The 25,201-nt window shown below is 49.7% G+C and carries 23 protein-coding genes and 1 tRNA gene; 11 read left to right on the top strand and 13 right to left on the bottom strand.

What is annotated here, in order from left to right:
• Nucleotides 1–76 precede the first annotated feature (76 nt).
• The 5 genes from BLQ88_RS15510 (at nt 77) to BLQ88_RS15490 (ending at nt 7,681) form a co-directional block, all read left to right on the top strand.
• A complete protein-coding gene (locus tag BLQ88_RS15510) occupies nt 77–703 on the top strand; it encodes a HupE/UreJ family protein (RefSeq protein WP_090151691.1) in 627 nt (208 codons plus the stop codon).
• 27 nt (nt 704–730) lie between these two features.
• Nucleotides 731–3,112, top strand: coding sequence for a M1 family metallopeptidase (locus BLQ88_RS15505; RefSeq protein WP_090151689.1), 2,382 nt, complete (start codon nt 731–733; stop codon nt 3,110–3,112).
• A gap of 165 nt (nt 3,113–3,277) precedes the next feature.
• Nucleotides 3,278–4,432: an ATP-binding protein gene (locus BLQ88_RS15500; protein WP_090151686.1), complete on the top strand. Its 1,155-nt coding sequence runs from the start codon at nt 3,278–3,280 to the stop codon at nt 4,430–4,432.
• A gap of 10 nt (nt 4,433–4,442) precedes the next feature.
• Nucleotides 4,443–5,390 (top strand): D-2-hydroxyacid dehydrogenase, encoded by a 948-nt coding sequence (locus BLQ88_RS15495; protein WP_090151684.1) that lies wholly within the window; start codon nt 4,443–4,445, stop codon nt 5,388–5,390.
• A gap of 125 nt (nt 5,391–5,515) precedes the next feature.
• Nucleotides 5,516–7,681 (top strand): ArnT family glycosyltransferase, encoded by a 2,166-nt coding sequence (locus BLQ88_RS15490; RefSeq protein WP_090151682.1) that lies wholly within the window; start codon nt 5,516–5,518, stop codon nt 7,679–7,681.
• 33 nt (nt 7,682–7,714) lie between these two features.
• On the opposite strand, the gene BLQ88_RS15485 is transcribed toward BLQ88_RS15490, so the two are convergent.
• Entirely contained in the window at nt 7,715–10,150 is a 2,436-nt protein-coding gene (locus BLQ88_RS15485; protein ID WP_090151679.1) for an ABC transporter permease, read from the bottom strand.
• Between the two features lie 535 nt (nt 10,151–10,685).
• On the opposite strand from BLQ88_RS15485, the gene BLQ88_RS15480 reads away from it, so the two are divergent.
• Entirely contained in the window at nt 10,686–12,071 is a 1,386-nt protein-coding gene (locus BLQ88_RS15480; protein ID WP_229212710.1) for a choice-of-anchor A family protein, read from the top strand.
• On the opposite strand, the gene BLQ88_RS15475 is transcribed toward BLQ88_RS15480, so the two are convergent.
• The 4 genes from BLQ88_RS15475 to BLQ88_RS15460 form a co-directional block, all read right to left on the bottom strand.
• Complete coding sequence (locus BLQ88_RS15475) at nt 12,072–12,296, bottom strand: hypothetical protein (RefSeq protein WP_090151675.1); 225 nt, start codon at nt 12,294–12,296, stop codon at nt 12,072–12,074.
• Entirely contained in the window at nt 12,293–12,634 is a 342-nt protein-coding gene (locus tag BLQ88_RS15470) for a PadR family transcriptional regulator (RefSeq protein WP_090151672.1), read from the bottom strand. The genes BLQ88_RS15475 and BLQ88_RS15470 overlap by 4 nt, the downstream gene beginning before the upstream one ends.
• Nucleotides 12,635–12,951: 317 nt before the next feature.
• On the bottom strand, nt 12,952–14,667 hold the full coding sequence (locus BLQ88_RS15465; RefSeq protein ID WP_090151669.1) for a GMC oxidoreductase: 1,716 nt from the start codon (nt 14,665–14,667) through the stop codon (nt 12,952–12,954).
• Nucleotides 14,668–14,681: 14 nt separating this feature from the next.
• Entirely contained in the window at nt 14,682–15,290 is a 609-nt protein-coding gene (locus BLQ88_RS15460; RefSeq protein WP_090152374.1) for a gluconate 2-dehydrogenase subunit 3 family protein, read from the bottom strand.
• Between the two features lie 208 nt (nt 15,291–15,498).
• On the opposite strand from BLQ88_RS15460, the gene BLQ88_RS15455 reads away from it, so the two are divergent.
• The 3 genes from BLQ88_RS15455 (at nt 15,499) to BLQ88_RS15445 (ending at nt 16,738) form a co-directional block, all read left to right on the top strand.
• Nucleotides 15,499–15,804: a hypothetical protein gene (locus BLQ88_RS15455; RefSeq protein WP_143016856.1), complete on the top strand. Its 306-nt coding sequence runs from the start codon at nt 15,499–15,501 to the stop codon at nt 15,802–15,804.
• A complete protein-coding gene (locus BLQ88_RS15450) occupies nt 15,788–16,264 on the top strand; it encodes a PDDEXK-like family protein (protein ID WP_143016855.1) in 477 nt (158 codons plus the stop codon). Before BLQ88_RS15455 ends, BLQ88_RS15450 begins: the two co-directional genes overlap by 17 nt.
• Nucleotides 16,265–16,402: 138 nt before the next feature.
• Nucleotides 16,403–16,738, top strand: a complete 336-nt coding sequence (locus BLQ88_RS15445) for a tRNA-binding protein (protein WP_090151662.1) — start codon at nt 16,403–16,405, stop codon at nt 16,736–16,738.
• 159 nt (nt 16,739–16,897) lie between these two features.
• On the opposite strand, the gene BLQ88_RS15440 is transcribed toward BLQ88_RS15445, so the two are convergent.
• The gene (locus BLQ88_RS15440; RefSeq protein ID WP_090151659.1) at nt 16,898–18,343 is read right to left on the bottom strand and encodes an ATP-binding protein; all 1,446 of its coding nucleotides are present in this window, start codon (nt 18,341–18,343) and stop codon (nt 16,898–16,900) included.
• Nucleotides 18,344–18,537: 194 nt separating this feature from the next.
• Between BLQ88_RS15440 and BLQ88_RS15435 the strand changes: the two genes are divergently transcribed.
• The gene (locus BLQ88_RS15435) at nt 18,538–19,578 is read left to right on the top strand and encodes an acyltransferase family protein (protein ID WP_229212709.1); all 1,041 of its coding nucleotides are present in this window, start codon (nt 18,538–18,540) and stop codon (nt 19,576–19,578) included.
• Between the two features lie 9 nt (nt 19,579–19,587).
• Here the strand turns inward: BLQ88_RS15435 and BLQ88_RS15430 are convergent, their stop codons facing one another.
• The 6 genes from BLQ88_RS15430 to BLQ88_RS15405 all read right to left on the bottom strand — a co-directional run bounded on the left by BLQ88_RS15430 (nt 19,588) and on the right by BLQ88_RS15405 (nt 24,095).
• Nucleotides 19,588–20,001: an arsenate reductase ArsC gene (locus BLQ88_RS15430; protein WP_090151657.1), complete on the bottom strand. Its 414-nt coding sequence runs from the start codon at nt 19,999–20,001 to the stop codon at nt 19,588–19,590.
• A 31-nt stretch (nt 20,002–20,032) separates the two neighbouring features.
• Complete coding sequence (locus BLQ88_RS15425; RefSeq protein WP_229212708.1) at nt 20,033–20,545, bottom strand: DUF6428 family protein; 513 nt, start codon at nt 20,543–20,545, stop codon at nt 20,033–20,035.
• Between the two features lie 54 nt (nt 20,546–20,599).
• Nucleotides 20,600–20,929 (bottom strand): ArsR/SmtB family transcription factor, encoded by a 330-nt coding sequence (locus BLQ88_RS15420; protein ID WP_090151654.1) that lies wholly within the window; start codon nt 20,927–20,929, stop codon nt 20,600–20,602.
• 137 nt (nt 20,930–21,066) lie between these two features.
• Nucleotides 21,067–22,155 carry a tail fiber domain-containing protein gene (locus BLQ88_RS15415; RefSeq protein WP_090151651.1) on the bottom strand — a complete coding sequence of 363 codons (1,089 nt, stop codon included), beginning with the start codon at nt 22,153–22,155 and terminating at the stop codon, nt 21,067–21,069.
• Between the two features lie 104 nt (nt 22,156–22,259).
• Nucleotides 22,260–23,543 carry a S41 family peptidase gene (locus BLQ88_RS15410; RefSeq protein ID WP_090151648.1) on the bottom strand — a complete coding sequence of 428 codons (1,284 nt, stop codon included), beginning with the start codon at nt 23,541–23,543 and terminating at the stop codon, nt 22,260–22,262.
• A 153-nt stretch (nt 23,544–23,696) separates the two neighbouring features.
• Nucleotides 23,697–24,095: a hypothetical protein gene (locus BLQ88_RS15405; protein WP_090151645.1), complete on the bottom strand. Its 399-nt coding sequence runs from the start codon at nt 24,093–24,095 to the stop codon at nt 23,697–23,699.
• Between the two features lie 101 nt (nt 24,096–24,196).
• Here BLQ88_RS15405 and BLQ88_RS15400 point away from each other — a divergent pair, with 101 nt between their 5' ends.
• The gene (locus BLQ88_RS15400) at nt 24,197–24,619 is read left to right on the top strand and encodes a helix-turn-helix domain-containing protein (protein WP_090151642.1); all 423 of its coding nucleotides are present in this window, start codon (nt 24,197–24,199) and stop codon (nt 24,617–24,619) included.
• A gap of 450 nt (nt 24,620–25,069) precedes the next feature.
• Here BLQ88_RS15400 and BLQ88_RS15390 read toward each other — a convergent pair.
• Nucleotides 25,070–25,143, bottom strand: a tRNA-Arg gene (locus BLQ88_RS15390).
• Between the last annotated feature and the right edge of the window lie 58 nt (nt 25,144–25,201).

Here is a 25,201-nt window from a genome sequence, read left to right as displayed (position 1 = left end):
TCTTCGGGTTTAACTATTTTTGTCTTGACAATTAAATTGTCGGACGTCACAATTTCCTAACCCTAGTTTAATTTTAATGTCCGAGTTTCAGGCTTACCTTCAATTAGGATTCAACCATATCACTGATTCCAACGGCTATGACCACATTCTTTTCATCATGGCCATCTGTTCTGTTTACACGCTGGTTGACTGGAAAAAAGTAATTGTGCTGGTGACCGCATTCACGGCGGGGCACTCCGTTACGCTCGCCTTGTCCACATTGGGTTATGTCAATGTAAATCCCGACGTCATCGAGCTGCTGATCCCGATTACCATTCTGATCACCGCTTTTCTTAACTTTTTTTACAAAACCCCGAAGAGCTCCTTTGCCCCCAAAGAGAAGTCGCCGGCATTCCGGTACCCGCTTGCGCTGGGATTCGGTTTGATCCACGGATTGGGCTTTTCCAATTACCTGAGGGCACTATTGGGTAAGGAAGCGGATATCTTCAATCCGCTGCTCGGCTTTAATGTCGGGCTCGAACTGGGGCAACTCATCATCGTCTTTATTATATTAGTAATCGCATTTGCGATGATCGAGCTGCTGCGGATGTCAAAACTGAGCTGGATTCAGATATTATCCGGTATTATTTTTGGCATGGCGCTCTCGCTCATTCTCAATAACGAACTTTTCCGCACACTCGCAGGCATGCCTGTGGATTCATGACAACCAACTATTTATGACCAACCAATTATGAAAAAAACGCTGCTCCCGTTACTCATGCTGCTCGTGTCGCTAGGCACCAGGGCACAGCAGCTTCCCACCTCCCCCAACTACCAGGCCAACGACCGTTTTGAGCAGCTGGGCACCACACTGCCCACACCCAACACCTACCGGACAGCCTCCGGCGCGCCGGGTAAGGAGTATTGGCAACAACGGGCCGACTACGACATCAAAGCCGAACTCGACGACGACAACCGCCGCATTATCGGTACCGAGACCATTACATTCTACAATCAGTCTCCGGATGATTTAAAATACATCTGGATGCAGCTCGACCAGAACCTGTTCAAAAACGACGGCATCGCCGCCCGCTCGCGCACTGGCACGGTGAACGAGAAAGGTATGACCACCACCCAGTTGCAGGACCTCAACAGCGCCCGCGGTGCAACGCTCGACCCGAAAATCAAATACGGCTACAACATTACCGCCGTAAAAGACAAGGCCGGCAAAGCATTGCCCTTCACGATCAACGGAACGATGATGCGCATCGACCTTCCGCTCGTGATGAAAACCGGTACCGCATTCGTGTTCAGTGTGGATTGGAATTACAATATCACCGAATACTACGGCCGAAGCGGCTACGAGTATTTCCCGAAAGACGGCAATGCCAACTATTTCATCGCGCACTGGTTTCCGCGCATGGCCCCGTACGACGACGTGAATGGCTGGAACCACAAGCAGTTCCTCGGCCAGGGCGAGTTCGCATTGATTTTTGGTAATTACAAAGTAGCCATCACCGTTCCTTCCGACCACGTGGTTGCAGCCAGCGGCGAATGCCAGAACTACGCGCAGGTACTAACCGCCGCCCAGAAACAGCGCCTCAAACAGGCCGAAACTTCCAAAACACCCGTGATGATCGTAACACAGGCGGAAGCGGAAAAGGCTGAAAAGCGCGAGAACAAAAACCCAGGCAAGAAAACCTGGATTTACAAAGCCGATAATGTGCGTGACTTTGCATTCGCAAGCAGCCGGAAGTTCATCTGGGACGCCATGCAGAGCGATGTGTACAAAAGCGGCCGCAAGATCTGGTGCATGTCGGTGTATCCCAAAGAGGGTAACCCGCTATGGGAACAGTACTCGACCCGCGCAGTGGCCCACACTTTGAAATCCTACGGCGCACGCACATTTGAATATCCTTACCCGGTGGCGATCTCCTGCCATTCGGTAGCGGGCGGCGGAATGGAGTACCCGATGATCAGCTTCAACGGCGGTCGTCCGGAGGAAGATGGCACTTATACCGAAGCCGTTAAATATGGTATGATCGGCGTGATCATCCATGAAGTAGGACACAACTTCTTTCCGATGATCGTCAACTCCGATGAGCGCCAATGGGCATGGATGGACGAAGGGTTGAATACATTCTGCCAATACCTGGCCGAAAAGGAATGGGACTTCAACTTCCCGACCCGCCGCGGCGAGCCCAACCAGATTACCGAATATATGTCGTCGGACAAATCGGTACTGAGCCCGATCATGGCTTCTGCGGAAAACATCATCGGCCTTGGCCCTAATGCTTACGGCAAACCGGCAACCGCATTGAATATCCTCCGCGAAACCGTGATGGGCCGCGAGCTGTTCGACCATGCATTTAAGGAATATGCTACCCGCTGGCGGTTCAAAAGCCCTACCCCGGCCGATTTCTTCCGCACCATGGAAGACGCCTCGGGCGTAGACCTCGACTGGTTCTGGAAAGGCTGGTTCTATGGTACCGAACCCGTGGATCAGGAGCTGGTGACCGTCGACTGGTTCAGCATCGACACGCAAAACCCGGCCATCGAGAAAGAGATCGCCCGCAAGGAAGACGCGCGCAAGAAAACGACGATGAGCAAAATTCAGGATGCCAAAACCAAGGGCGAAACCGTAGTAGCCGAAGATTCGACCATGGCCGATTTCTACAACCGCTACGATCCATTTAAAGTAACCGACGCCGACAAGCAGAAGTACGAGCAATACCTGGCGACATTGACGGAAAACGAGCGTCAGCTGATCCAGGAGAATACCAATTTTTACACATTGTCTATCAAAAACAAAGGCGGCGTACCCATGCCCGTGATTGTAAAAATGGGCTTCGAGGACGGTACCGACTCCGTGGCGGTATACCCTGCCGAAATCTGGCGTTTCAACGACGCGCAGATCAACAAGGTGGTTGCTACCAAAAAGAAAGTCGTACAATGGACGCTCGACCCTTACCAGCAAATCGCCGACATCGACACCGAGAACAACTCGTTCCCGCGCATCGCGCAACCGACCCGGTTCCAGATCTTCAAGCAGCAACAGCAGAAGAAAGCCCTCAACCCCATGCAAATGCAAGGCGCAGGCGGCACCAAGATCAGCACCGACCCAAAGAATTAGCGTTATCAGTGATATAGTCAAAGCCCTTCCGATATTTTGGAAGGGCTTTTTTATGCAAATTCAAAATAGAGTCTATGTAATTTCAAAATAAACTTCATGTAATTTCAAATCAAAGTTTATGTAATTTCAAAATAGCAATATATTTGTGCTGTTAATAAAGCACTTATGAAGTTCGTAGAAAGGCAAATGGAAGCTGTCGTCAGGCAGCATAAAGAAAAATACCCGGTGCTTGCCATCACTGGCCCCAGGCAGTCGGGCAAGACTACGCTGCTTAAAACCGTTTTTGAAGATTATCGGTACATATCCCTGGAAAATCCGGATAATCGCGCATTCGCAACGGACGATCCGGTTGGCTTCCTTCGTGAATATCCTGAGCGCATGATTTTCGACGAGGTCCAGCAGGTGCCTGGTCTATTTTCCTATATTCAAACCCTTGTGGACGAATCCCGGCAAATGGGACAATTCATATTGTCCGGCTCGCAAAACTTCCAGCTGCTTAGCAACATTACCCAAAGTCTGGCTGGACGCGTAGCGCTTTTTAAACTACTCCCATTTGATTTTTCAGAAATGAAATCGGCAGATTTGCTGGGCGATACATTTCCGGAAGTATGCCTGAACGGTTTTTACCCGGCCATTTACGACCGAAACATCGATCCCACGAACTTTTACGCCAATTACATTCAAACGTACGTGGAACGTGATGTGACCGAGCTTGCCAACATCCGTGACCTTAGGCAATTCCGTACTTTTTTAAGTTTGTGTGCAGCCCGCGTTGGGCAATTGATGAACCTATCGTCGATCGCGAACGAATGCGGGATATCCCAGCCTACGGCAAAAGCCTGGCTTTCGATCCTGGAAAGCAGCTACATTACCTTTCAATTGCAACCGTTTTACCGGAATTTCAGCAAGCGGGTGGTCAAAACCCCGAAAATCTATTTTTATGACACCGGCCTGCTGTGCCATCTGCTGGGCATACGGAATACAGCGACATTCAACGAAAACCCGTTGCGCGGAAGCATTTTCGAGAATATGATCATCGCCGAAATTCAGAAGCAAAACGAACACGGCTATCTCCATCGTGACTACTGGTTCTGGCGAGACTCCAATGGGCACGAGATTGACCTGATGACTCAAAACGGAAACCTGTACGATATTTTTGAAATCAAATCCACTCAGACGATTATGACTGAGCATTTTGCAGGGCTTAACTATTTTAGCGAGATTTCCGAGAACAACACCGGAGAAAAGACTTTAATATACGGCGGTAGTACCAACCAGGCCAGGACGCAGTACACAGTAAAAGCCTGGAAAAACATTTAAATACAACCTTATGAACATCGTAATTCTCGACGGATATACCCTCAACCCCGGCGACCAGGATTGGGCGCCGATTGAAAAACTGGGCAATGTGACTATTTACGACCGCTCGGCGAAAGAAGAGATCGTCGGCAGAGCGGGTGACGCGGAAGTTTTGCTGGTCAATAAGGTAGTGCTTTCCGCCGACACGCTGGCGCAGCTGCCGAAAGTGAAATATATCGGGGTGATGGCCACGGGTTTCAACAATATCGACATCGATGCCGCCAGGAAGCAGGGCATTACCGTTACCAATGTGAAAGCCTACGGCCCGGCATCGGTAGCGCAGCAGACGTTCGCATTGCTGCTGGCGATTGTGAACCGGGTAGAAACGCATAGCCAGAGTGTGTTCGCCGGAGAATGGGCCGCTTCCGCCGATTTCTGCTACTGGAAAACGCCGCTCACCGAGCTGGCCGGAAAAACCATGGGCCTGATCGGCCTCGGCGATATCGGTTCACAGGTCGCCAGGATCGCGGCGGCTTTTGGCATGAAAGTAATCGCATACCGGAAGCATCCCGCTCCGACGGAAGGGGTAGAAATGGTTTCGCTGGACGAGATCTTCCGGCAAAGCGACGTCGTAAGCCTGCATTGCCCGCTTACCGAAGAAACGCGTGAGATCGTCAACCGGGATAGTCTCTCCAAAATGAAACGCAGCGCCGTTGTCCTCAATACGGGCCGCGGGCCGCTTATCCACGAGCAGGACCTTGCCGATGCGCTCCAAAACGGGACCATCGCCGCGGCCGGGCTCGATGTTCTTTCCGTGGAGCCGCCCAAGGCCGATAATCCATTACTATCCGCTCCCAACTGCGTGATTACGCCGCACGTAGCGTGGGCGACGTTCGAGGCGCGTGAGCGGTTGCTGCAAATGGTGGCCGATAATCTGGCAGGTTTTCAATCGGGGAATCCGCGCAATGTGGTTTCCTGAGGTCAGGATAAAAAGTATGTGTTTACTGCACGTACACTAACAAATCCTGCTTCCGGCCCGAATATTCACGTACCTTTGCACCGTAAAAGCCCGCAATCCGATATTTTTCAGTCCATTCTTCCAATATGGGTGTTAGTTTACTCCTCGTTTCGTTTGCCTGTATTTTTGCCATTTTCTTCCTGCGTTCTTCCGAGGCGGGCACTTATACCAATCTTCGCCGGTCGTTCATACTTTCGTTGATAGCCAACGCGGGTATCATATTTATCTACAATGAAATAGCCTCGTTCTTCAATGCGCTTAATGCTACGTCGGCGCTTGTCTTCTGGGCCATTGAAGCATTGGGTATGGCAGGGCTGGTTTACTATCTCCATCAATCGGGGAAAATCGATCTGAAAAAGCTGGGCGCATTAAAAGGCACATTCCGCCTGGCCGGATTTGGCACAACACACAAGTTAGTGATCGCCTCCGTTGCATTGTTATACATTCTGCCATTGCTGTTCCTGGCCATTTATACGGCTCCAAACAACTTTGATACGCATATGTACCATCTGAACCGGATCCTGATCTGGATTTACAATGGTAACCTGGATCACTTCCCTACCATGCATTTGCAGCAGCTTTATCTCAATGTATTCGCCGAATACCTCGTGCTGGATACGGTGCTGCTCGCCGGCTCCGATCAGTTTGCCTGCATTATCCAGTTTGGCGCATTCATCGGCGCGATCTGTGGCGTCGGTTTGATCACGAAGAAACTCGGACTGGCGAAAGACGGCCAATTGCTCGCGACGATCTGTTTTCTGACATTGCCGATCGTGATTTTTGAAAGCACCAGCACACAGGTCGACCTCTGCGCATGCTTTTTCTTCATCGCTTTCGTGTATTTCGGATTTGAATTACTGAAAAACAAATCGACGCTGGCGCTGATCGCTATGATGCAATCGCTCGCATTCGGAGGGTTTTCCAAATACACGATCCTGATCTTCGCCATTCCGTTCGTGATCTATTTCGGCGTGCGCATTCTACTGCAATACCGCTTTGCCTACGCCATGAAAGTGCTGGGCGTGGCGCTTGCATTGATGGCCATCACTTTTTCGCCCTTCTTTTACCGCAACTACACGCTTTTCGGGCATGTGATGAGCCCGTTGCAGAACACGCCGTTTGCTTCGGAAGAGCTGCCCGCCAAAAAGCATTCCGTCGTTTACACGTTGTCCAATGTGATCAAGAATGCCGGACTGAATATCGGGTTGCCCAATACGAGCTTCAACCGGATGCTCGACGACAAGATCAGGGCTTTTCATAAAACCATCGGCGTGGATGTCGACGACCCAGACCTGAGTGTGGACCCGTTTTCGGTCAAATACTCGGTTCACGAGGATATGATCCCGAACACGATCCATTTCTGGCTGATCGTGGGCGCGGCTGTCCTGCTGCTGTTCCTGCCTTTAAACAGGGATGTGAAATGGTTCTGGACCTGTGCGGCGCTGGGTTTCCTGCTTTTTTGTACACTCATGAAATTCCAGCTTTGGAGCACGCGCACACAAATGCCCCTGTTCACCATGGGCGCGATCATGATCGCGTGTGTGTACTCGTTGAAACTTCGCTGGAAGGCAGTTTATCTCGCGGTACCGTTGCTGCTTTCATCGCTGCCGTTCGTTTACGGTAACCCCAGCAAGGAGCTTGTTTCCATCAATTTCGTTACGCGGAAAGCATTGGGGCATATTCCCATCGCCATTTGCGAAAGCAGCGCCGAGGTAGGTAAAATTTATGAAAAATACCTGAGCGATTACTACGGATTCCCAGGCAAAGACAACTGCCATCCACTGAAAAGATGGCCCGATTACGCCGAAAGGACCAAAGTGTTTGCATTGCTGGAAAAAGCGGGCTACTACGACCAGGACCGCACTTCCAATATTATTTCGATGAGCCGTGACAGGGCGTATTTCCTCAGCAATCCCGACAACTACCTCAGTTTCAAACAGCTCAGCCCGCACATCCCCGCCGACCGGAACGTGGGCGTTATGTTCCGCCGGAATGTGGGTTACTACCATTTCTGGAGTGCGACCGACAACAACATTCACCGTGCCGGCCAGATGGACTATATCCGTTACATGAAGGAACTCTCCCCGTTGAAAAACGCACAGAAGGAATTCTGCTACGATTATATCCTTTCCGACGACCCCACGCTGATCGACTCTTTCATCCCGAAGGACAATATCGCCCGCATTTATTCCAGCGAGCTGCTGCATTTGGTAGAGCTTAAAAAGAGCAGTTGCGAGAAGTATCGTTTCTGAGCCAGAAACGGCGTTGAATTCAAAGCATTGATACTACTCGCTCCGCAAACTCTTCACCGGGTTCGCCAAGGCAGCTTTCACGCTCTGAAAACTCACCGTAGCCAACGCAATGGCAACGGCAAGAAGCCCTGAGAACGCGAAGACCCACCATTCGACATCGACTCTGTACGCGAAGTCCTGTAACCAGTTATCCACGGCGAACCATGCAATGGGTGACGCGATCAGGATCGAGATCAGGACGGGTTTTAGAAAATCCCTGGCCAGCAATGCGGTAATGCCCGCCACGGAAGCGCCCATTACCTTGCGCACGCCGATCTCCTTGGTACGCTGCTCGGCGGCAAATACGCTGAGTCCGAAGAGGCCCAGGCAGGCGATAAGGATAGCCACGACCGCAAAGCAGGTAAACAGCTGCCCGATGCGCTGCTCGGTGCGGTATAGCGCATCGAATTCGTCGCTTAAAAATGTGTATTCAAAGGGCCGCCCGGGCGCCGTTTTCTTCCAGGTTGCCTCCACGGCATGCAGGGTAGCGGCAATGTCGGAGGTATTCAACCGGAACGAAACGGCTTCCAGCGCCATCTTTTCGACGGTGCTGCCGAGCATTTTGGCATTGATCACCAGGGCTACCGGCTCGATCGTCGTCCGCAGCGATTCGTAGTGAAAATCCTGCACCACTCCGATAATGGTCAATTCCTCGCCTCCTGATTTGTGAATGGTTTTACCAACCGCTCGTGTATAACCCAACCGCTGCGCCGCCCGCTCGTTGATGACGACCGCGGTACTATCGGCCGCACGGCCCGGTTCAAAATTCCGCCCTTGCAACAGTTTCAGTTCGAGCGTCGGAATGTAATCGGTATCCACTTTCCATTCCTGCATATTAATTGAATGCTTTTGATCGGTCGTGCCCGCCGGGTACCACATATCATTCCAGCGGTTCGATGCCACGGGGAGGAAACCGCTCACGGCCCCCATTTTCACCGACGCATTGCGCAGTACTTCTTCTTTGAAGGCAGCAATGTCCGATGCCGAGGTCTCAGCGGTTTTCACTACCAGTACCTGCTCTTTGGTAAAACCTATTTTTTTGGTTTGAATAAAATGCAGCTGCTGATGGATCAGTACCGTACCGATGATCAGCAGCACAGACATCGCGAATTGAAATACCACTAAAAAACCCCGCAGGTTATAACGCCCCGGAACGATCCAGAACTTGCTTTTCAGCACCTCGATCGGTTGAAACGAAGACAAATAAAAGGCCGGATAAAGCCCCGCCAGGGTGCCCACCAGCAAAGTCCCCGCCATGAGGCCGCCGACCGTCCGCCCATTAACAATGTCGCCGAACGACAGTGATTTCGCCGCAAGTACATTGAAATCGGGTAATAACACATACACCAACCCCAAACCGACCAGCAATGCGAGAAATGTAAACAGCAGGGATTCGGCGAGAAACTGGCCAATCAGATCGGTTCGGGAGGAACCCATTACTTTGCGCACACCTACCTCACGTGCGCGCCTGGCCGAGCGGGCGGTCGAGAGGTTGATGAAGTTAAATACGGCGATCAGCAGGATGAAGAAGGCAATGCCCAGGAAGAGATAAATGTATTGAATGCTACTGTTTGGCAGCAACTCCCCCGCGCGGTCGGAATGCAGGTGAATGTCGCGCAAAGGCATTAACGCGTATTTGAAATTGTTGCCTGCTTTGCGGGTTTCGGCGAGGGTCGTCTGAAAAAACTGTCGCAACGCCGGGTCCATGTAGGTTTGAAGCACGTGTTCGAATTTGGCTTCTACCGATTGGGGATCGGTACCGGGCCTCAGCAGCAGATAGGTATTGAAAATGTGGTTACCCCATTTGTTCACCTTCGCCTCCGGCGTCTCGTGCAGGGGCAGCAGAAAATCGGCCTGGAAATGCGATTGTGCAGGAATGTCGGCCATAACGGCCGTCACGCGCCTGACGACGCCGGTATCAAAGGTTAGCGTCCGGTTTAATGCCTCCGATGTGCCAAAGTACTTCCGGGCCATTCGCTCTGTGATCACCACCGAATTCGGTTCGGTCAATGCTTTCTCGGGATTTCCGGCGATGACGGGTAATGTAAATACCTTGAAAACCGTAGAATCGGCATAAAGGACGCGTTGCTCGCGGATGGCTGCCCTTTCTCCTTTTACCAAATGGCTACCATACTTTCCCAAACGGACGGCTTCTTCTACTTCGGGGAAATCCTGTTTCAACGTCTGCGCCATCGGTGTCGGCGCAACGGCCGCCCTGGACGCTTTGAGCGAATAGGTAATGTCGCTATTGATGCGGTAAATGCGGTCCGCTTTTCGATTGAAGCGGTCGTATCGCAGCTCGTCCATTACGTAAAGGATGCTGAGCGAACTCACTGCCAGGCCGAGCGCGAGGCCGAATATGGTTATGCCCGAATAGACCTTGCTCTGCGTAAGGTTTCGGTAGGCGGTTTTGAGGTATTTCTGATACATGGTTGGTTAAGTTGTGCAAATATCCGGCCAAACTGGCAAAATGGGCCTGTACTCATTGAAAACGGCAATTTCGCAGCCTGAACGGTATAGGTATGTTCATTTGCGAACAACCCCGGCGCGGAAACGGACAGGCGAACGAAGGCGGGTCGCCGGGTCGCCGGACCGCCGGGTCGCCGGACCGCCGATATAGCTTGTATAACCTGAGGTTACTTTCTTATGCGGGAATAGCCGTTTTGCCAGGCATCGATTGCACTATTTCTACAAGCATTTCAAACAAAATTCAGCTGTGTCAACTAGTTCTGTCGGTATTTTTTAGGTTCCAAAACCAGTTTGAAAGGAAGTGAACGATAAGTGAAAATTTTCTTGAATTATACATTTTTCATGATGTAAATTCTAGTAACAATTTACTCAGTTCCTTCTCTATCAAAATGTTATGGAAAAGTTTTATAGAATTCTTCACACTCGCCCGTCCTCTAAATTCTATCGGGCACTACTAATTAGTTTTACCGCATTGGCGTCGATCGGACAGCCAGCTATGGCTCAGGGGACAAAGACCTCACTGACCATTCCCGACGAGTTTCTTTCGTCCGAATTTGTCGGAACCGGCAATTTCAATGCGATCATTTTCGGGAATTTTCAGAGCAATTCCGGCGATGTGGAAGGGCGGCTGGCTGTCGCCGGCGACTTCAACCTTACCACGAGGGGGTATAGCGTCGGCACGGGCAGCGTGGGCGTCAATGCGCCGGACACGACAGATAACCTCGTTGTCAACGGACAGTTCAACAATATCGGGAACTGGGGCCTTCGGGGAAATCTGGTTTACAACACGGCACCGAGCAGCACGGTATTTCCAAGCCTGATCGCCCCGACCGTGAGTACCATTAAAAGTGGGAAATTTGACTACATCCGGTTTTCGGATAACAAGCTTCTGAACTATTACAGAACACTGAGCGGGACACTGGATGCACTCACGAACACCGGAACGATGACTTTCGACGGATATCACCAGTATACCCTCACCGGAACGAGTTTAGGTCTGAACGTTTTCGACATTACCTTACCTGAAAATATGAGCAGCGACGAAATCCGGGTGGATATTCCGGCCGGGGCGTGGGCCATTATCAATGTGCAGAACCAGACGCTGTCTATCGATGGCGGCAGCATGCGCATGAATGGTGCCGACAAGGAGAATGTGCGGGTACTGTTCAATTTTCCGCTTGCCAATTCGATTTCCCTGAAAAGCTTTAAATTCCTCGGCAGCTTCCTTGCGCCGAAAGCCAGCCTGAGCGGCAATGGCGGGTCGATCAACGGACAGTCGATCATCGGCGGGCACTTCGACCAGCAGAACGGATTTGAATTCCACAACTTCTATTTCAGCGAAAGTCCGATTGTGCTGCCTGTTACGCTGGTGAAATTCACGGCTTCCGCGGAAAATACGGCGGTCAACCTTAGCTGGACCACCACTTCGGAAACCAACAGCAGCCATTTCGATATCGAACGGAGCATTAATGGCAAGGTTTGGGACCGCATCGGGAGCGTTTTGTCTCATGGAGAAAGCAACCAGTCGCTGACTTATTCGTTTGCCGACCCGTCTCCGGCGCGTGGGGAAAATCTGTATCGCCTCAAAATGGTGGATTTGGATCAAACCTTTGCATACAGCAGCATTCAGCGCGTGAAAATGGAAACGGGTGCCGCAATAGCAGTATTCCCGAACCCTGCTTCTGAAAGAATTTTAGTGTACAATAATACCAATGTCCGCTCGCTAACTATTTCAGATCTGTCCGGACGCAAAGTTTACCAGGCTGAGAAAGTCACATCCGCCGGTGTCGACCTCACGAATCTGACTTCCGGCATGTACGTTGTAGCCGTAACCCGGATGAATGGCGCGATTGAAGCGCAGAAGGTTTTGATCCGGAAGTAGTTATTCCAAAGGCGCCTCAATGACACTTTCGAATGCCCACCTGAGCCAATCCATCCAGTAACCCCGTTCGTCCATCCGGGAATATTCGTCCGGCTTGAAAGTGACCATCCAGCAAATGGAAGCGTCCTCGTCCGCAACAGGGACGGTCATCGGAGGGCTCTCTTTTGTTACAGGTATTGAAGAAGCGACCCTCGTCGCTTCTTCAATGGCTTGTTCCCGGGTCATGCTGCTCCGCCTAATTGAAGGTTACCCGGCGGTAAAAGTTGCCAAAGGTCCTGGCGCAGCTGTTGGATTTCCTGCAATGCACGGCTCCCGAGCGAGGTAATGCGGAACAGGCGTTTTCGCCGCCCGCCGCGCTCGGCTGTGGCGCCGCCCAGCTCCGACCGTACAAATCCCTTTTCTTCGAGGCGGATGAGCGTGTTATGGACCGTCCCGAATGTAACGACGCGATCGGTGTGTTCTTCCAGCGCCTGGCTGACCGTCACACCGTAGCCGTCCCCATCGAGGATGGCTACCATTAGTAAAACCATTTCTTCAAATTCACCCAAATAGGTCCGGCGCATGAGCTTAGGTATTATTTTCTATTTTATCGTACAAATGTGATGCCAGTCTAAGAAAAAGGCCGCTCCTGACTGGAAAAGGCCTTTTTTTAGGTTTTAATGGATTTGGGATGTTCGTAAACGGACAGGTGATAATTCCTGCCGGACATTTAACAAGTACGACGATCAACGATGCTTATGCCAGGTTCTTTTCATATTCCGTCTGCGGCTGGCCGGTTGCGTTGGGCTTGCCTGTGATTGAAAAACTAATGGTGTCAACCACGGCGACGAGCTCATTCGAAGTTTCAGCAACGAAATTTACTTCCACAATAATGCCCTCTCTACAAATTCTGCCGCTTCAATTCCGCCACCGCATAATCCGCGGCCCTGGCGGTCATGGCCATGTAGGTAATGGACGGGTTCACGCAGGAGGATGATACCATCGCGGCACCGTCGGTTACGAATACATTTTTGCTGGCGTGTACCTGGTTGTATTTGTTCAATACCGAATTTTTCGGGTCCTTTCCCATGCGCGCCGTGCCCATATCGTGTATACCCAGGCCTGGGTGCGTGTCCTGCCGGTTGAAGCCGGTGACGTTTTTGAAACCAGCCGCTTCCAGCATTTCCACCGCCGAGGCCATCATATCTTTGCGCATCGCCAGTTCGTTTTCGCCGAAAGCAGCATCGAAAACGATCATCGGAATGCCCCATTTGTCTTTTTTGTCTTTATCCAGAAACATACGGTTGGCCGGGTCGGGCAGGATTTCCCCGAAGCCGCCAAAGCCCATCGTCCACGTGCCGGGGTGTGACATATCTTCCTTGAAACTGGCCCCGAAACCATTCATCGTAATGCCGCGCTTCCAATCCGACTTACTCGCGCCGCCCTGGTAGCCGTACCCCCGCAGGAAGTCCTTTTTGTCGGCTCCCCAGTTGCGGAAACGCGGGATGTACAATGCATTAGGTCTTTGGCCAAAAATATAATCGTTCTCAAATCCCTCGACTGTCGCATTCGCGCCCACGCCCAGGTGATGGTCCATAATGTTCCTGCCGACCTGGTCGCTATCGTTGCCGAGCCCGGTCGGAAAACGGCTGGATTTCGAGTTCAGCATCAACGCCGCCGTATTCATCGAGCCTGCATTCAGGAATATGATTTTGGCAAAAAATTCTTCCACCGCCATCGTATTCTGGTTGATCACGCGGACACCTTTGGCCTTCTGTGTTTTTTCGTCGTAAATGATCTCGCTGGCAATGGTATCGTGCAAGACCGTGAGCTTGTTCGTCTTCCGCGCCGCGGGTATCGAACCCGATAATGAGCTGTAATAACCGCCATACGGGCATCCGCGGGCACATTTGCTGCGGTACTGGCACGACGCCCGGCCCAGATCGGTATGCCAGGGCTGGGGCTTCGTAAGGTTGGCAACCCGCCCGATCGTCACGGGCCGGTTGAGCTTTTTCATCATCGTGTCCCTGAAATACTTCTCCGGCGCGCTCATCGGCATTGCCGGCAGATAATGCCCGTCGGGCAACACCTCCCAGCCTTCCGCCTGGCCGCTGATGCCCACGAACTTCTCTACATGCGTATACCACGGTTCAAGGTCATCGTAGCGGATCGGCCAGTCTATCGCGATGCCCTCTTTGGCATTCGCCTCGAAATCCTTTTTGTTCATCCGGTACGACTGCCGCCCCCAATGCATCGATTTCCCGCCCGTATGATACGCCCTGATCCAGTCGAACGGACGTTTTTCTATGTACGGATTCTTTTTATCGTCGGTAAAAAACGGCCCGGTTTCCTCATTTGCCAGTGTCCCGAAGCGGTTGTTGGCCCAGTATTCCTCCGCCGAATGGATAGACACCCTACCCCTGTGATCAAACTCCCACGGGCCTTTCATTGCCGTGTCGTAGTCTTCAATGTGCTTCACTTCCCGCCCGCGCTCGATCATCAGCACCTGCAAGCCTCGTTCGGTCAGTTCCTTCGCCGCCATACCGCCCGTCATCCCCGATCCTACCACGATCGCGTCGAACGTATGTGTTTTATCAGATTTCAAATTCAAGTTCATGGTGAAATGGGCAATTAGTACGCGAAAGATTTCTGGTTAGGCTTCATTGTGATCATTTCCAGCTTTCCGGGAATGGGCACATATTCAAAAGACGACTTGATTCCCTGCTCGGAAGTGAAATATCCCAGCATGGTAAGCTCCTTCGCCAGGCGCCAGAACGGTAATCCTTTCGCCTGCGCCGCCATTTGTTCGCGGTCTTCATTATCCCCCATTTTGGTCTGTTGCACCTGGTATGCCTTCATTTCTTCAACCGAATCGGCCTCGACCTGCTTCAAAACTGCTATTTTCTGTTCCACATTCAGGCTCAGGAACTGCTTCTTTTCCAGGTTATCCAACCCTGCCACGAAACTCTTGTGCTCCGGCGCCTTGTAACAATCCTGCAACATCATCACCACAAACGCCGGAACACCCACATCCTTCGCCCCGGGCGTCGCCGTCTTCGGAATGATCATTTCCGCCACTTCCGCGACGATCAGTTTCTGGTTTTCGGTCAAACTGAACCCGGCCGGCAAACTTTCCGAGGGCAGGCGGTCTTCCCACCGGCTCATGGCCAGCAACGTAGGGGCCGAAAATGCTCCTCCCAGCATGGTTGCGACATGGGTAATGGCGGTTCTTCTGTTCATGGGTTGGTGGTTGGGGGAAATTGTGTAGCTAATGCCGAGTAACAGATTCAATGGAACGAGCTGAAAAGGCTCAGGCTCTTGATGTTTACCCATGTTTGCGTCGAGAGAAATACTGCTTGGCAGTTCTCGTACGAAAATTACCACTGCGGAGATCGCAAATATCTTTGTCCCCGGAATTAGCTATCTTTGGTTATCAAACTTTTTGGCAATGGACGCAATTAGAATAAACGTAAACAAGCAAATGGACGGCTACTCATTTAGTATCGCTCCATCTATACGTGATTTTATCAAAAGTCTCTTTCCCAATGCCCATCCAGCCAACAACATATTTGTGGGTTACGACACAAAAAGCAATTTCGAAATTTATATCGGAAAGCTCGAAAGCCAGATTTACCCGGCATTGCTAGGTGTCGACAAAAAGGAAGATCTAAACCAACTCAAAGAGATACAGTTCATTGACACTCAAACCGGACACGTCCTGCATAAAGTGACCCCACGTGACGAAAAAATTTAATCAGTATCTGGGCAAGGCCGGGCATCTGTCGGTAATGTCTGAATTCTTAATGCTTGGCTGGAATGTCGCCATTCCTGAGGTTGATATCGGGGATGATATTTTCGTTGTTCAGGATGATAGCGGCACATTAAGACGAGTTCAGGTTAAAACTTCGACTTCTACGGTAAGGAAAGATGGATTCAGCGCTCAATTCAACGTATCCGTCAAAAATCTCCGCAACATTTCCAACATTCTGGTTCACTACGTCTTCCTCGTCAGAAACCATGACGAATGGTCGAAGCCTGTTATCATAAGGCAGGATTATTTAATTGATCATTTTGAGAACAATCAAGTGGGCTCCGAGGCGAATGGAAGCATTACATTCTATTTTTCGTACTCCAAAGGAATAGTGGAATGTTCGGGACAAGATTTTACCAGGTACGTGAACGATTATACGGACTTCCCTAAAATAGCGCATTAATTTTGCCACACTACGCACATGCAATCCTCCCTTTCTCAATTACATTGAACGCATCGCGCAGTTCACAACCGATCAACCGGAACGGGAAAGCATTGCATCCTGTTGCCTTCTTCAAGCAACAATCATTGAACTACTAACATGCAAGAAATTACCTGGGCGGATTTTGAGAAAGTGGAATTACGGGTGGGCACGATCCTGGAAGCGTTCGAGTTTCCGGAGGCGCGTAAGCCGGCATATAAGGTGAAAGTCGATTTTGGCGAATTTGGTGTGCGGATGAGCAGTGCGCAGATTACAAAACATTACAAATTGGAGGAGTTACCCGGCCGGCAGATTGTCGGTGTGATCAATTTTCCGAAAAAACAGATTGGTAAGTTTATGTCCGAATTTCTGGTGACGGGCTTTGCCGATGCCAACGGGGATATTGTACTGACGGCCGTTCAGGGCAATGTGCCGAATGGAAGTAAGATGTGCTGAAAGTCGTGCAGCCGACCAAAGGGCGCTGTTTCGTTGATAATTATAGAATTCAGGACCATAATAAGGTAGCTATCACATTACCGTCACATAAGATCTTACTGGTAATCAGTTACTTAAAAATCTAAAATGTCTTACCATCACATTACCGTCACATAAGATTTACGCCCAATAGGGAATGTAAGAAGCATATTTTCTCGACCTGCTCTCGGGGTCATCTTCTTTGATTACCCCTTCTGTCAATGAATCCCTGATTATCCTTGAAGCCGCAGCGTAGTTATGGTCCGCAATCTTAAAGCGGTCCCTAAGAGACTGGTTGGTCATCTTTTCATTTGAAACATACTTAAGGCATGCGTGCTGGTAACAAGCCCTCACTTTTTCTTTCTTGTCCAAATCAAGCAGTTCCTTGTAGCTAAACATCGCTACACTGGTCCTGTTTTCCGCCACAGTTACGTTCAGTGGCGGCAACTGATACAACTCGATGTTGAAAATCACTTTATCCAGACCACTTCCTTTTTCTTCACAAAAGCCCAAGCGACGCATGATGTCGGCCAGCTTCTCATTCCTGGATAAGTAAGCATCTATAAATCGCTCTGGCGTTACAAGTGGTCTGCCCGGATTCGATATCTCTATTCTGTCAGAGAAGATTTCGATCATAGGGAAGCCCTTTTCATTCAGGTCCTGATGAACTAGTGCATTAGCAACCAATTCGCGAATCGCCACCTCCGGGTACATTCTGGATTCCGTTCGCAATGCTTTTCCAATCTCTTCGTTGGCCGGAAGTTGACTGTTTATCCATATTACCAGACCTTCAAAGCCGATTGCGTAGCCCCGCCCCCCCATTTGCTCCCGCTCCGTTTCGACTTTGTTTTTCCCTTTATAGACAATCACCCGAATGGATTTTCGGGCGACGCTTTCAAAATCTTTTAGCTGCTTGGCAAAGAGCAATGCACCCAATTTGGTAATAGCAAAACCACTGTTTTTGATCACCAGACCATCCTCTATAAATTTGTCGATCACCCCCTGCTGTGTGGAAGGATAGGGTAGTTTCATCAGATCAAAATACGTCTCCGTACTCAAATATCTGGTAATATCTATTGCAGATAAATTATCCATGGCAATTTCCTTCTCGAAAGGCACCACATCTCTTTTCCAGATTTTTGCTTGTTTCTCAGGATACTCATTGAGCTTCCTGGTAATGCTCCCTATACGGATATATGACTGATTATGAAATTCCACCGGCTGGTTTTTAGCAGCAGGAATAATGTAGAGTGAAATATGGCGGCTCTCGTCGTAGTCGAATTCATGCACGGTGAAATCGATCCTTGGATTTAGCCTCGTGGTAAGCCAATGTTCCAGATCTTCACCTCCCTTTTTGTGTGACTTTGCCTTGAACGATGTGCCTTTAACAATGTGCGATTGATCTTCGATACCGAAAACCAGATAGCCAAAGTTCTGATTGTGCATGCATGCCCCATTGGAAAGCGCGGAAAGGCGCTTACCAATTTCTTCCGGTGAATGAAAATTAAGCTTGAACTCAACCCATTCACTCTCTTGAGGATGTTTAACCAATTCGTCTAATAATTCGATCAGTTGCTGCTCGTTCATTCGCGTTGTATTCTCTTCTTCAAAGATAGGCGTTCTGCTTCACTAAGAAACTGATCGAAAAATTCTACCAGTATCTACATATACTACACTATCCAACGGCTATGCCATCGTATATTGCGGGTTTTCCTACCATTAATGAATAACAACAACCCCGGCACGAAGCCGCATTATCCATACTGGACGGCCTTCGGGGCGTGGCAGCCATCATCGTCGTATTTTTCCACCTTACCGAGCCGCTGGCGACGAGCCGCCTCGATAATGTTGTGAACCACGGTTATCTGGCAGTTGATTTTTTCTTCCTTCTTTCAGGTTTTGTAGTTGGTTACGCGTACGACGACCGGTGGGACAGGCTAACCATCGGTAGTTTTCTCCTGCGATGTTTCAAGCGGTTGCAACCGCTGGTCGTGCTCGGTATGACGCTCGGCGCCATCGGTTTCTACTTTACCGATTCGCCGATATGGCCGCTCATTCATACGGTTCCGGCCTGGAAACTGATCGTCGTGATGCTGATCGGATGGACGGTTTTGCCGATCCCTCTTTCGATGGACATTCGGGGCTGGCAGGAAATGCATCCGCTCAACAGTGTCGCCTGGTCGCTGTTTTTCGAATATATCGCCAACGTCCTTTACGCGCTGGGGCTGCGGAAACTGTCCAATAAAGCATTGGCTTGCTTTGTGGTACTGGCAGGCGCCGTCCTCCTGCATTTCGCTGTTACCAGCCCGAACGGAGACGTTACCGGCGGTTGGACATTGAATTTCGAGCATATGCGCGTGGGTATCACGCGTACGATATTCCCGTTTTTTGCCGGTTTGCTGCTCTCCCGGGTAGCGCGCCCGGGCCAGGTTAAAAATGCATTCCTTTGGTGTAGCCTGCTGATAGCGGCCGTTTTGCTGATGCCCAGGATCGGCGGCGCGGAACATCTGTGGATGAATGGATTGTTCGAAGCTTTTTGCATTATCATTGTATTTCCACTCATTGTATACCTCGGCGCCAGCGGGCTGGTACATGGTCCAATGGAAACCAGGATCTGCAAATTCCTCGGCGATCTTTCGTACCCGCTATATATGACGCATTATGTGCTCGTGTACTTCTATGTGGCTTGGGTGAGCAATCACAAAGGCATTACGTTATTAGAGGCATGGCCATATGCATTGCTCACATTTGCGGGCGCTGTGGCGCTGGCTTACGCGAGTTGGAAATGGTATGATGAGCCGGTGAGGCGAATGTTACGGTAATGTCGCCGCTTACAGGTTTTCCTTTACAAACGTCTCCGAGTAAGCTTTTACCTGCTCACGAACGGCTCTGAATGCATTCATCACTTCTTGCCCGGTACCCGATGCTTTTGCCGGATCGGGAAAGTTGTGATGAAATTTCTTCGCATTAGTCGGAAAGTAAGGGCAACGTTCTTTCGCATTATCACAAACCGTAATGACGAAATCAAAGTCGATGTTGCTATACTCGTCGATGTGGTTGGAAGTATGATTAGAAATGTCGATGCCGTCTTCGGCCATGATGGCGATGGCTTTCGGATTAACTCCGTGTGTTTCTACCCCGGCACTGTATACGATGGCTTTGCTTCCGGCAAAATGCCTCAAATATCCTTCCGCGATCTGACTCCGGCAACTGTTACCGGTACATAGCACTAAAATTTTCTTCATTTATTTAATTGATTACCAAGATCTAAGATAGTCAACCACGAGCAGGCCCACAGCAGGAAGCATTCCCCGAGGACGTCCCACAACTTTGATTGCGTGTAAGCGCTTTGCATTGCGTAAAATCGGGAACAAGGCTGACCGTAAACGTCTCACGCTCCGCAATAAATTCGCCGGGATACATCTGACGGGTATCGAATTTCGAATTGCCAAACTCGATTTTTACGACTGCATTCGGGTCCAAAGGCAGTGATTGCTCCACAAGACTGACAATTTTGAGAGCCTTACCCACTTTCATCGCACGATCCACTTCCTGGTTAGAAGGCTCCCACAACTGCACGATAACCTCGGTCCAGCTATTCATTTGGCCGCCGCAATCGACCGAGACGACCGGCGCCTGCTTGATTTCGGTGATATGGTACGCGCTATCCACAAACTTCCCCGCTTCATATTCGAATTGCAGGTGCAGATCGGGATTTTGTTCGAGCGTGCTTTTAAAGTCGCCCCAGGTCATTGCACGCGGTGTCACCGGATTCGATAGATTTGTCATAGCTTCATTGTTATAATGTAATATTACGATTGATATACCCAAAAAAACACCTGCTCAATTGCAGCAGCTCGCACCTTCAAAAGATTCCAGGATCGAGCCGAAAGCTTGCCGCGCTTCCTCCCAAACCGGCGGATTGATACAATAGCAAACCCGGGGCGGATTGATCTCGCCTTGAATAATCCCAATGCGCTTCAATTCCTTCAAATGCTGGGATACCGTCGCTTGCGCGAGCTCCAATTCGTCCACCAGGTCGCCGCAGACACACGCTTTACGGGCAATGAGCAGCTGCAAAATCGCTACCCGCGCCGGGTGTGCAAATGCTTTCGCCAAATCCGCGATACGGTTCTGTTGTTCCGTGAATATTTCCGTTTTCGTAACTCCCATGATGCAAACATACGACAAAAACTTTCTATCGCAATATTGCGATAGAAAGTTTTTATTAATGACGGTTCTAAAAAATTCACTGTTGGATTCAGCGTCGGATATCCGGTCTGCCGCGCCGTTCTTTTCTCCATTTACCCTTACTTTGTTACCGCTGAAACCGTGCCGGCGTTCATTAATGTGGAAAGTTGCTTTTCAAATTGCTCCATTTTTGCTTTCAGTGACTGCGTTTCGGCTTTCATGGATGTCTCTGCCATTTTCAGGCTTTTGTTTTCTGCTTTCAAAGCTTCTACTTCTTTGATTAAAGCCTGGATTGCAATCAGGTTTACACCATCAAAATCAGCCTGGTTAATGGACTTATCTTCTCCGATTACCCCCAACTCGTCGTGGCCGAAGGCTGCAAAAAAGTCCTGTGCCATAGGGCCGTAATGGCGGTATTGCTTCACGTCCTGGCCCTTATAATTCCAGCTTCCCAGCCGCATCCCGCTGATCTTTTTTAGAAACAGCGCGCCATCGGTAGCACGAAAGTTCTCTTTCCGTGTCGAGTCGGATATCACCGACCATGCATTAGCATTGGGTTGGAGCTGTATTCCGGATGGGGAGTTCTCTTGGCGGGCGTTGCTGGTATACAAAATATACCCGCCCGCAAAATGCATCATCATCTGGTTAATAGCTGTCGTGTTGTAGGTACAACCCAAACAATTGCTATCATCACCAATGATAAATGAACCTCTGTGATTTGCTACGACAGAATAACCCATGGCCGTTGAACGATCAGCATTTGCAAATGTCCAGGCACCGATGGCAGTTGCGCTTTCCGCGTTTGCCTGTGTACCAAAGCCCATAGCCGTTGAATGCTCCCCGCCGGCTTTGGTACCTTCACCGCTGGCGAAGGAATACCTGCCTACATTCGCGTTGTCCCAATAGGTATACTGGTTTTCCTCAATTCGGATCCCACCGGCCCGAAAGGCCCCCTTGCTGCCGTACCAGATCATTTTTGGTACATCCCATGTCCCTGGATTCTGTGATAGTACGCCCGCAGTATCCGCTCCGAATAGCACCGTTTTTCCTTCCGCAACGTTCAAAAAAGCTTTGGGTTGTGTTAAACCGATCCCTACCTGGGCCTGGACCTGCAACGAAATAAGGAGCAGCACAATCAGTGCCGCCAGATGATTTAAGGACTTCAAACGCATTCCAACTTGAAAATGGGCAGTATGTAAATTTTTCATTCTTGGTTAAATTAATGTAAGATATTGTTTGGTCACTTTTACGGCCGCCTTCCTTCCGTAGTTCAAAAGCAGTTGTAATAAGTAGAAATATTTCTAACCTACGGCTATTTGCCGTTGATAATTTCAATGGCCTTTTCTATTAATTCGTCACGATCCTCCGTGATCCCTTTAATGGTAGGGTTGATTTGAATGTCGGGAATGATGCCGACGCGCTGGGTTTCCCGGCCATCCGGGTAAAACACGCCTATGCCACTGATGTATGTCATGATATTGCCCGGCAAGTAGATGGCGGACGTATTACCATCCGCTCCGGCAGTGGTACTTCCGATTACTTTGACCTTCGGTGCCGTTCGGAATGCCATGGCCGTATATTCGGCGGCACTCTGGGTGAGTTCGTTGATCAGGATTACAACCTGTCCCTTAAAATATTCCGCATTGTCCGCCCCGATCTGAATGGGATTTGTGAATTGAAAAAGACCGGGCTCGGTCAATTTCGCAACGGAATATTTTACAAATTTCCGGGGAGAAGGAAGTAATGTATTTGAAAAAGTGTCCACCAGGTCGTCACTGGGATAGCACCGCAGATCGATGATCAGGCCCCTGGATTTAAGAATCTCCGGCGTTATTTTCGGTAAGTACCGGTTTTTGAATGAGCCGGGATAGAGATAAGTAATATCGGTCCGGATCATTCGGAAGCAAGTGTCTTTCCGTTGATTTTTCCGCGGCACCTGCATGGTTTTCAGGTCATAACTTTTGAGCGTTAACCTTCCGGTTTCGGAGCCGCGTTTGTAGTCCACCACAATCAGCGAATCGTTGGTCCGCAAAAGTTTGGCAGCTATTTTGCGCAGCTGTGTCGGATAGTTGGAAGCCGGCGTGACCGGAAGGGACTCGCGGATAATCTCCGCAACAGCTTTCCCGTTTATTTTTCGGAGTACATCCCCCCTTCTCAGACCCGATTTCTCACCCAGTGCTTTGTGGTGATAACCTGTTACAACAGCTTCATTTTCTATGAATGAGACATCGGGCGCGGCATTTCTATCACCGAAATATTTGTTCAGCACCGAGTCACCCTGGATGTCCGCATGGGTGTCGTTGACCCTGGTAATGAGTTTCAGAGCTGTTAATTTATAATGTATCTCATCGGGGGCAGCGAGAAATTCCGGGATAAATTCCAGCAGGACGTCGTTCCAGTTTCCGTCGATCAGGTTTCGGTACGGGAAATAATACTGGATCATATTCCAGTAGCGGAACAGGGCCAACAACCGGAACCCGGCATCCGGGTAATGCATTGATTCGTAAGTATTTTCGTTTTTGAATTCCGGGTTATCATACGGGGTATTTCCAATATAGTAATGGTCCGCCGTCCTTTCGGCGTTTCTAACTGCCATTAGCCGGGCTTTTAACTCCTCATGAAAACCGGAAGAGCGAATCCAGTTTAAATCAGGAAGGAGCGCAATTCCGCCGGGTTTCGCCTCGGCATGTTTTCGTGTTTCAAATGTCCCCAGGCTGTCAATCCAGGATGATATTAGCGTTTGCTTCGCCTATTTGCTCCCTGCCTCCTTGTATTTAAGCAGTATCCTGAAAAGTTCGTAATCCCAATTGTATTTGCCGCTACCCACGGCGGGGTGGTGGTACTTCAAAAATCCCCAGATTTTGCCAAATTCGGCCAGCTCATTGCCGGGGATTTTTTGCAATTGCTCCCGGGTAAGCGTAGAACCGTTATCAAACTCCTTATCGCCTTCCGCTTTCGCCCATTGCTTGGATTCTGATATTTTGCCTGTATGGATCTGCGAGAATGAAAAGTTGCTTACTAGTATGAAAACGACAAATACCAACTGTTTCATAATGACTTTCGATTTATAACTGGCCTCTATTTCGCTATCCCGGTTAAGCCGCTGCGAAATAGTAACTTTCACCATCTGTTTTATCCCAATGTTCATGCGGAGTGAAAATATCAAAATAACATTGATCTGCCTCGTAAGTATCCGCGCACTTCCACGCAGATTTACATAAATTGCCTTTTTAACAAGCCCCATTCCATATGGCACATACTACCACCGACCGGACTATCCACGAAGGCCGCAACCTGAAACGCTTCCGCGAAATGCTCGGAATCAAGCAAGATCACCTCGCATTCGAGCTCGGCGAGGACTGGAACCAGCAAAAAATCTCCCTCCTCGAACAACGTGAGAAGATCGATTCGGAGATATTGGAGCAAGTTTCAGCGATTCTCAAAATCCCTGCGGAAGCGATCCGGAATTTTGATGAGGAGAAGGCTGTGAATATTATTTCGAATACGTTTAACAGCGAAGCCTACTACGTGGGAAATCCACAAGCCACTTTCCATGTCAATCCCATCGACGAGATCAGGAAATTGCACTATGAGAAAATAGAGCTTTATGAGCGGATGCTGAGGGAGAAGGATGAGATGATCGGGCGGTTGGAGCGGTTGGTTGGGAAATAAATGCTAGTTCAGAAATTCTTTTGGAACAGGGTTTCGTTTCAAAAAAGCCTTCATTTCTTCTGCCTTCCGATCAAATCCTTTCTCCACAGCTCCCAGACCCCAAATCCAATATTGTAAAACCTCGTTCTGGCGTCTATTAGGGCAATGCGCATTCGCAGTTCAATTACTCCCGAGTGCCTTACACTATAAAAACTATATTCAAGACTTCCAGTTTCGTACGTTGGATACGGTGTAATGTCCATATTAGATGAGTGTGTGAGTAAGATATTCTATGCAAAAATATCTTTCAATCGGCTAGAAACAAAAAAGCGCAATCTCTCGAAAGGCGCTTAATTCTGTGGTCACGTAGGGATTCGAACCGCCCGGCGGCCCGGCCCAAACCTCCTGATCCGCTGACAAGTGCAATAAAAGCAAAAAAGCACCTGAACAATGCTCAGATGCTTTAACTCGTGGTCACGTAGGGATTCGAACCCCAAACCTCCTGATCCGTAGTCAGGTGCTCTATCCAATTGAGCTACGCAACCATTTCCGAATTGGACTGCAAAGGTAGGGATGAAATCCGCAGTAACAAATTCTGGCAAA

It is taken from the genome of Dyadobacter soli, from assembly GCF_900101885.1.
GTDB classification, from domain to species: Bacteria; Bacteroidota; Bacteroidia; order Cytophagales; family Spirosomataceae; genus Dyadobacter; species Dyadobacter soli.
Note: the sequence above shows the minus strand (reverse complement) of the source record. Positions and strands in the feature narration are given on the sequence as shown.

What these genes read in the sequence shown, in the direction of transcription:
- BLQ88_RS15510 (WP_090151691.1), top strand. Translation starts at nt 77, where the DNA reads ATGTCCGAGTTTCAGGCTTACCTTCAATTAGGATTCAACCATATCACT.
- BLQ88_RS15505 (WP_090151689.1), top strand. Translation starts at nt 731, where the DNA reads ATGAAAAAAACGCTGCTCCCGTTACTCATGCTGCTCGTGTCGCTAGGC.
- BLQ88_RS15500 (WP_090151686.1), top strand. Translation starts at nt 3,278, where the DNA reads ATGAAGTTCGTAGAAAGGCAAATGGAAGCTGTCGTCAGGCAGCATAAA.
- BLQ88_RS15495 (WP_090151684.1), top strand. Translation starts at nt 4,443, where the DNA reads ATGAACATCGTAATTCTCGACGGATATACCCTCAACCCCGGCGACCAG.
- BLQ88_RS15490 (WP_090151682.1), top strand. Translation starts at nt 5,516, where the DNA reads ATGGGTGTTAGTTTACTCCTCGTTTCGTTTGCCTGTATTTTTGCCATT.
- BLQ88_RS15485 (WP_090151679.1), bottom strand. Translation starts at nt 10,150, where the DNA reads ATGTATCAGAAATACCTCAAAACCGCCTACCGAAACCTTACGCAGAGC.
- BLQ88_RS15480 (WP_229212710.1), top strand. Translation starts at nt 10,686, where the DNA reads ATGGCTCAGGGGACAAAGACCTCACTGACCATTCCCGACGAGTTTCTT.
- BLQ88_RS15475 (WP_090151675.1), bottom strand. Translation starts at nt 12,296, where the DNA reads ATGACCCGGGAACAAGCCATTGAAGAAGCGACGAGGGTCGCTTCTTCA.
- BLQ88_RS15470 (WP_090151672.1), bottom strand. Translation starts at nt 12,634, where the DNA reads ATGCGCCGGACCTATTTGGGTGAATTTGAAGAAATGGTTTTACTAATG.
- BLQ88_RS15465 (WP_090151669.1), bottom strand. Translation starts at nt 14,667, where the DNA reads ATGAACTTGAATTTGAAATCTGATAAAACACATACGTTCGACGCGATC.
- BLQ88_RS15460 (WP_090152374.1), bottom strand. Translation starts at nt 15,290, where the DNA reads ATGAACAGAAGAACCGCCATTACCCATGTCGCAACCATGCTGGGAGGA.
- BLQ88_RS15455 (WP_143016856.1), top strand. Translation starts at nt 15,499, where the DNA reads ATGGACGCAATTAGAATAAACGTAAACAAGCAAATGGACGGCTACTCA.
- BLQ88_RS15445 (WP_090151662.1), top strand. Translation starts at nt 16,403, where the DNA reads ATGCAAGAAATTACCTGGGCGGATTTTGAGAAAGTGGAATTACGGGTG.
- BLQ88_RS15440 (WP_090151659.1), bottom strand. Translation starts at nt 18,343, where the DNA reads ATGAACGAGCAGCAACTGATCGAATTATTAGACGAATTGGTTAAACAT.
- BLQ88_RS15430 (WP_090151657.1), bottom strand. Translation starts at nt 20,001, where the DNA reads ATGAAGAAAATTTTAGTGCTATGTACCGGTAACAGTTGCCGGAGTCAG.
- BLQ88_RS15425 (WP_229212708.1), bottom strand. Translation starts at nt 20,545, where the DNA reads ATGACAAATCTATCGAATCCGGTGACACCGCGTGCAATGACCTGGGGC.
- BLQ88_RS15420 (WP_090151654.1), bottom strand. Translation starts at nt 20,929, where the DNA reads ATGGGAGTTACGAAAACGGAAATATTCACGGAACAACAGAACCGTATC.
- BLQ88_RS15415 (WP_090151651.1), bottom strand. Translation starts at nt 22,155, where the DNA reads ATGAAAAATTTACATACTGCCCATTTTCAAGTTGGAATGCGTTTGAAG.
- BLQ88_RS15410 (WP_090151648.1), bottom strand. Translation starts at nt 23,543, where the DNA reads ATGGCAGTTAGAAACGCCGAAAGGACGGCGGACCATTACTATATTGGA.
- BLQ88_RS15405 (WP_090151645.1), bottom strand. Translation starts at nt 24,095, where the DNA reads ATGAACATTGGGATAAAACAGATGGTGAAAGTTACTATTTCGCAGCGG.
- BLQ88_RS15400 (WP_090151642.1), top strand. Translation starts at nt 24,197, where the DNA reads ATGGCACATACTACCACCGACCGGACTATCCACGAAGGCCGCAACCTG.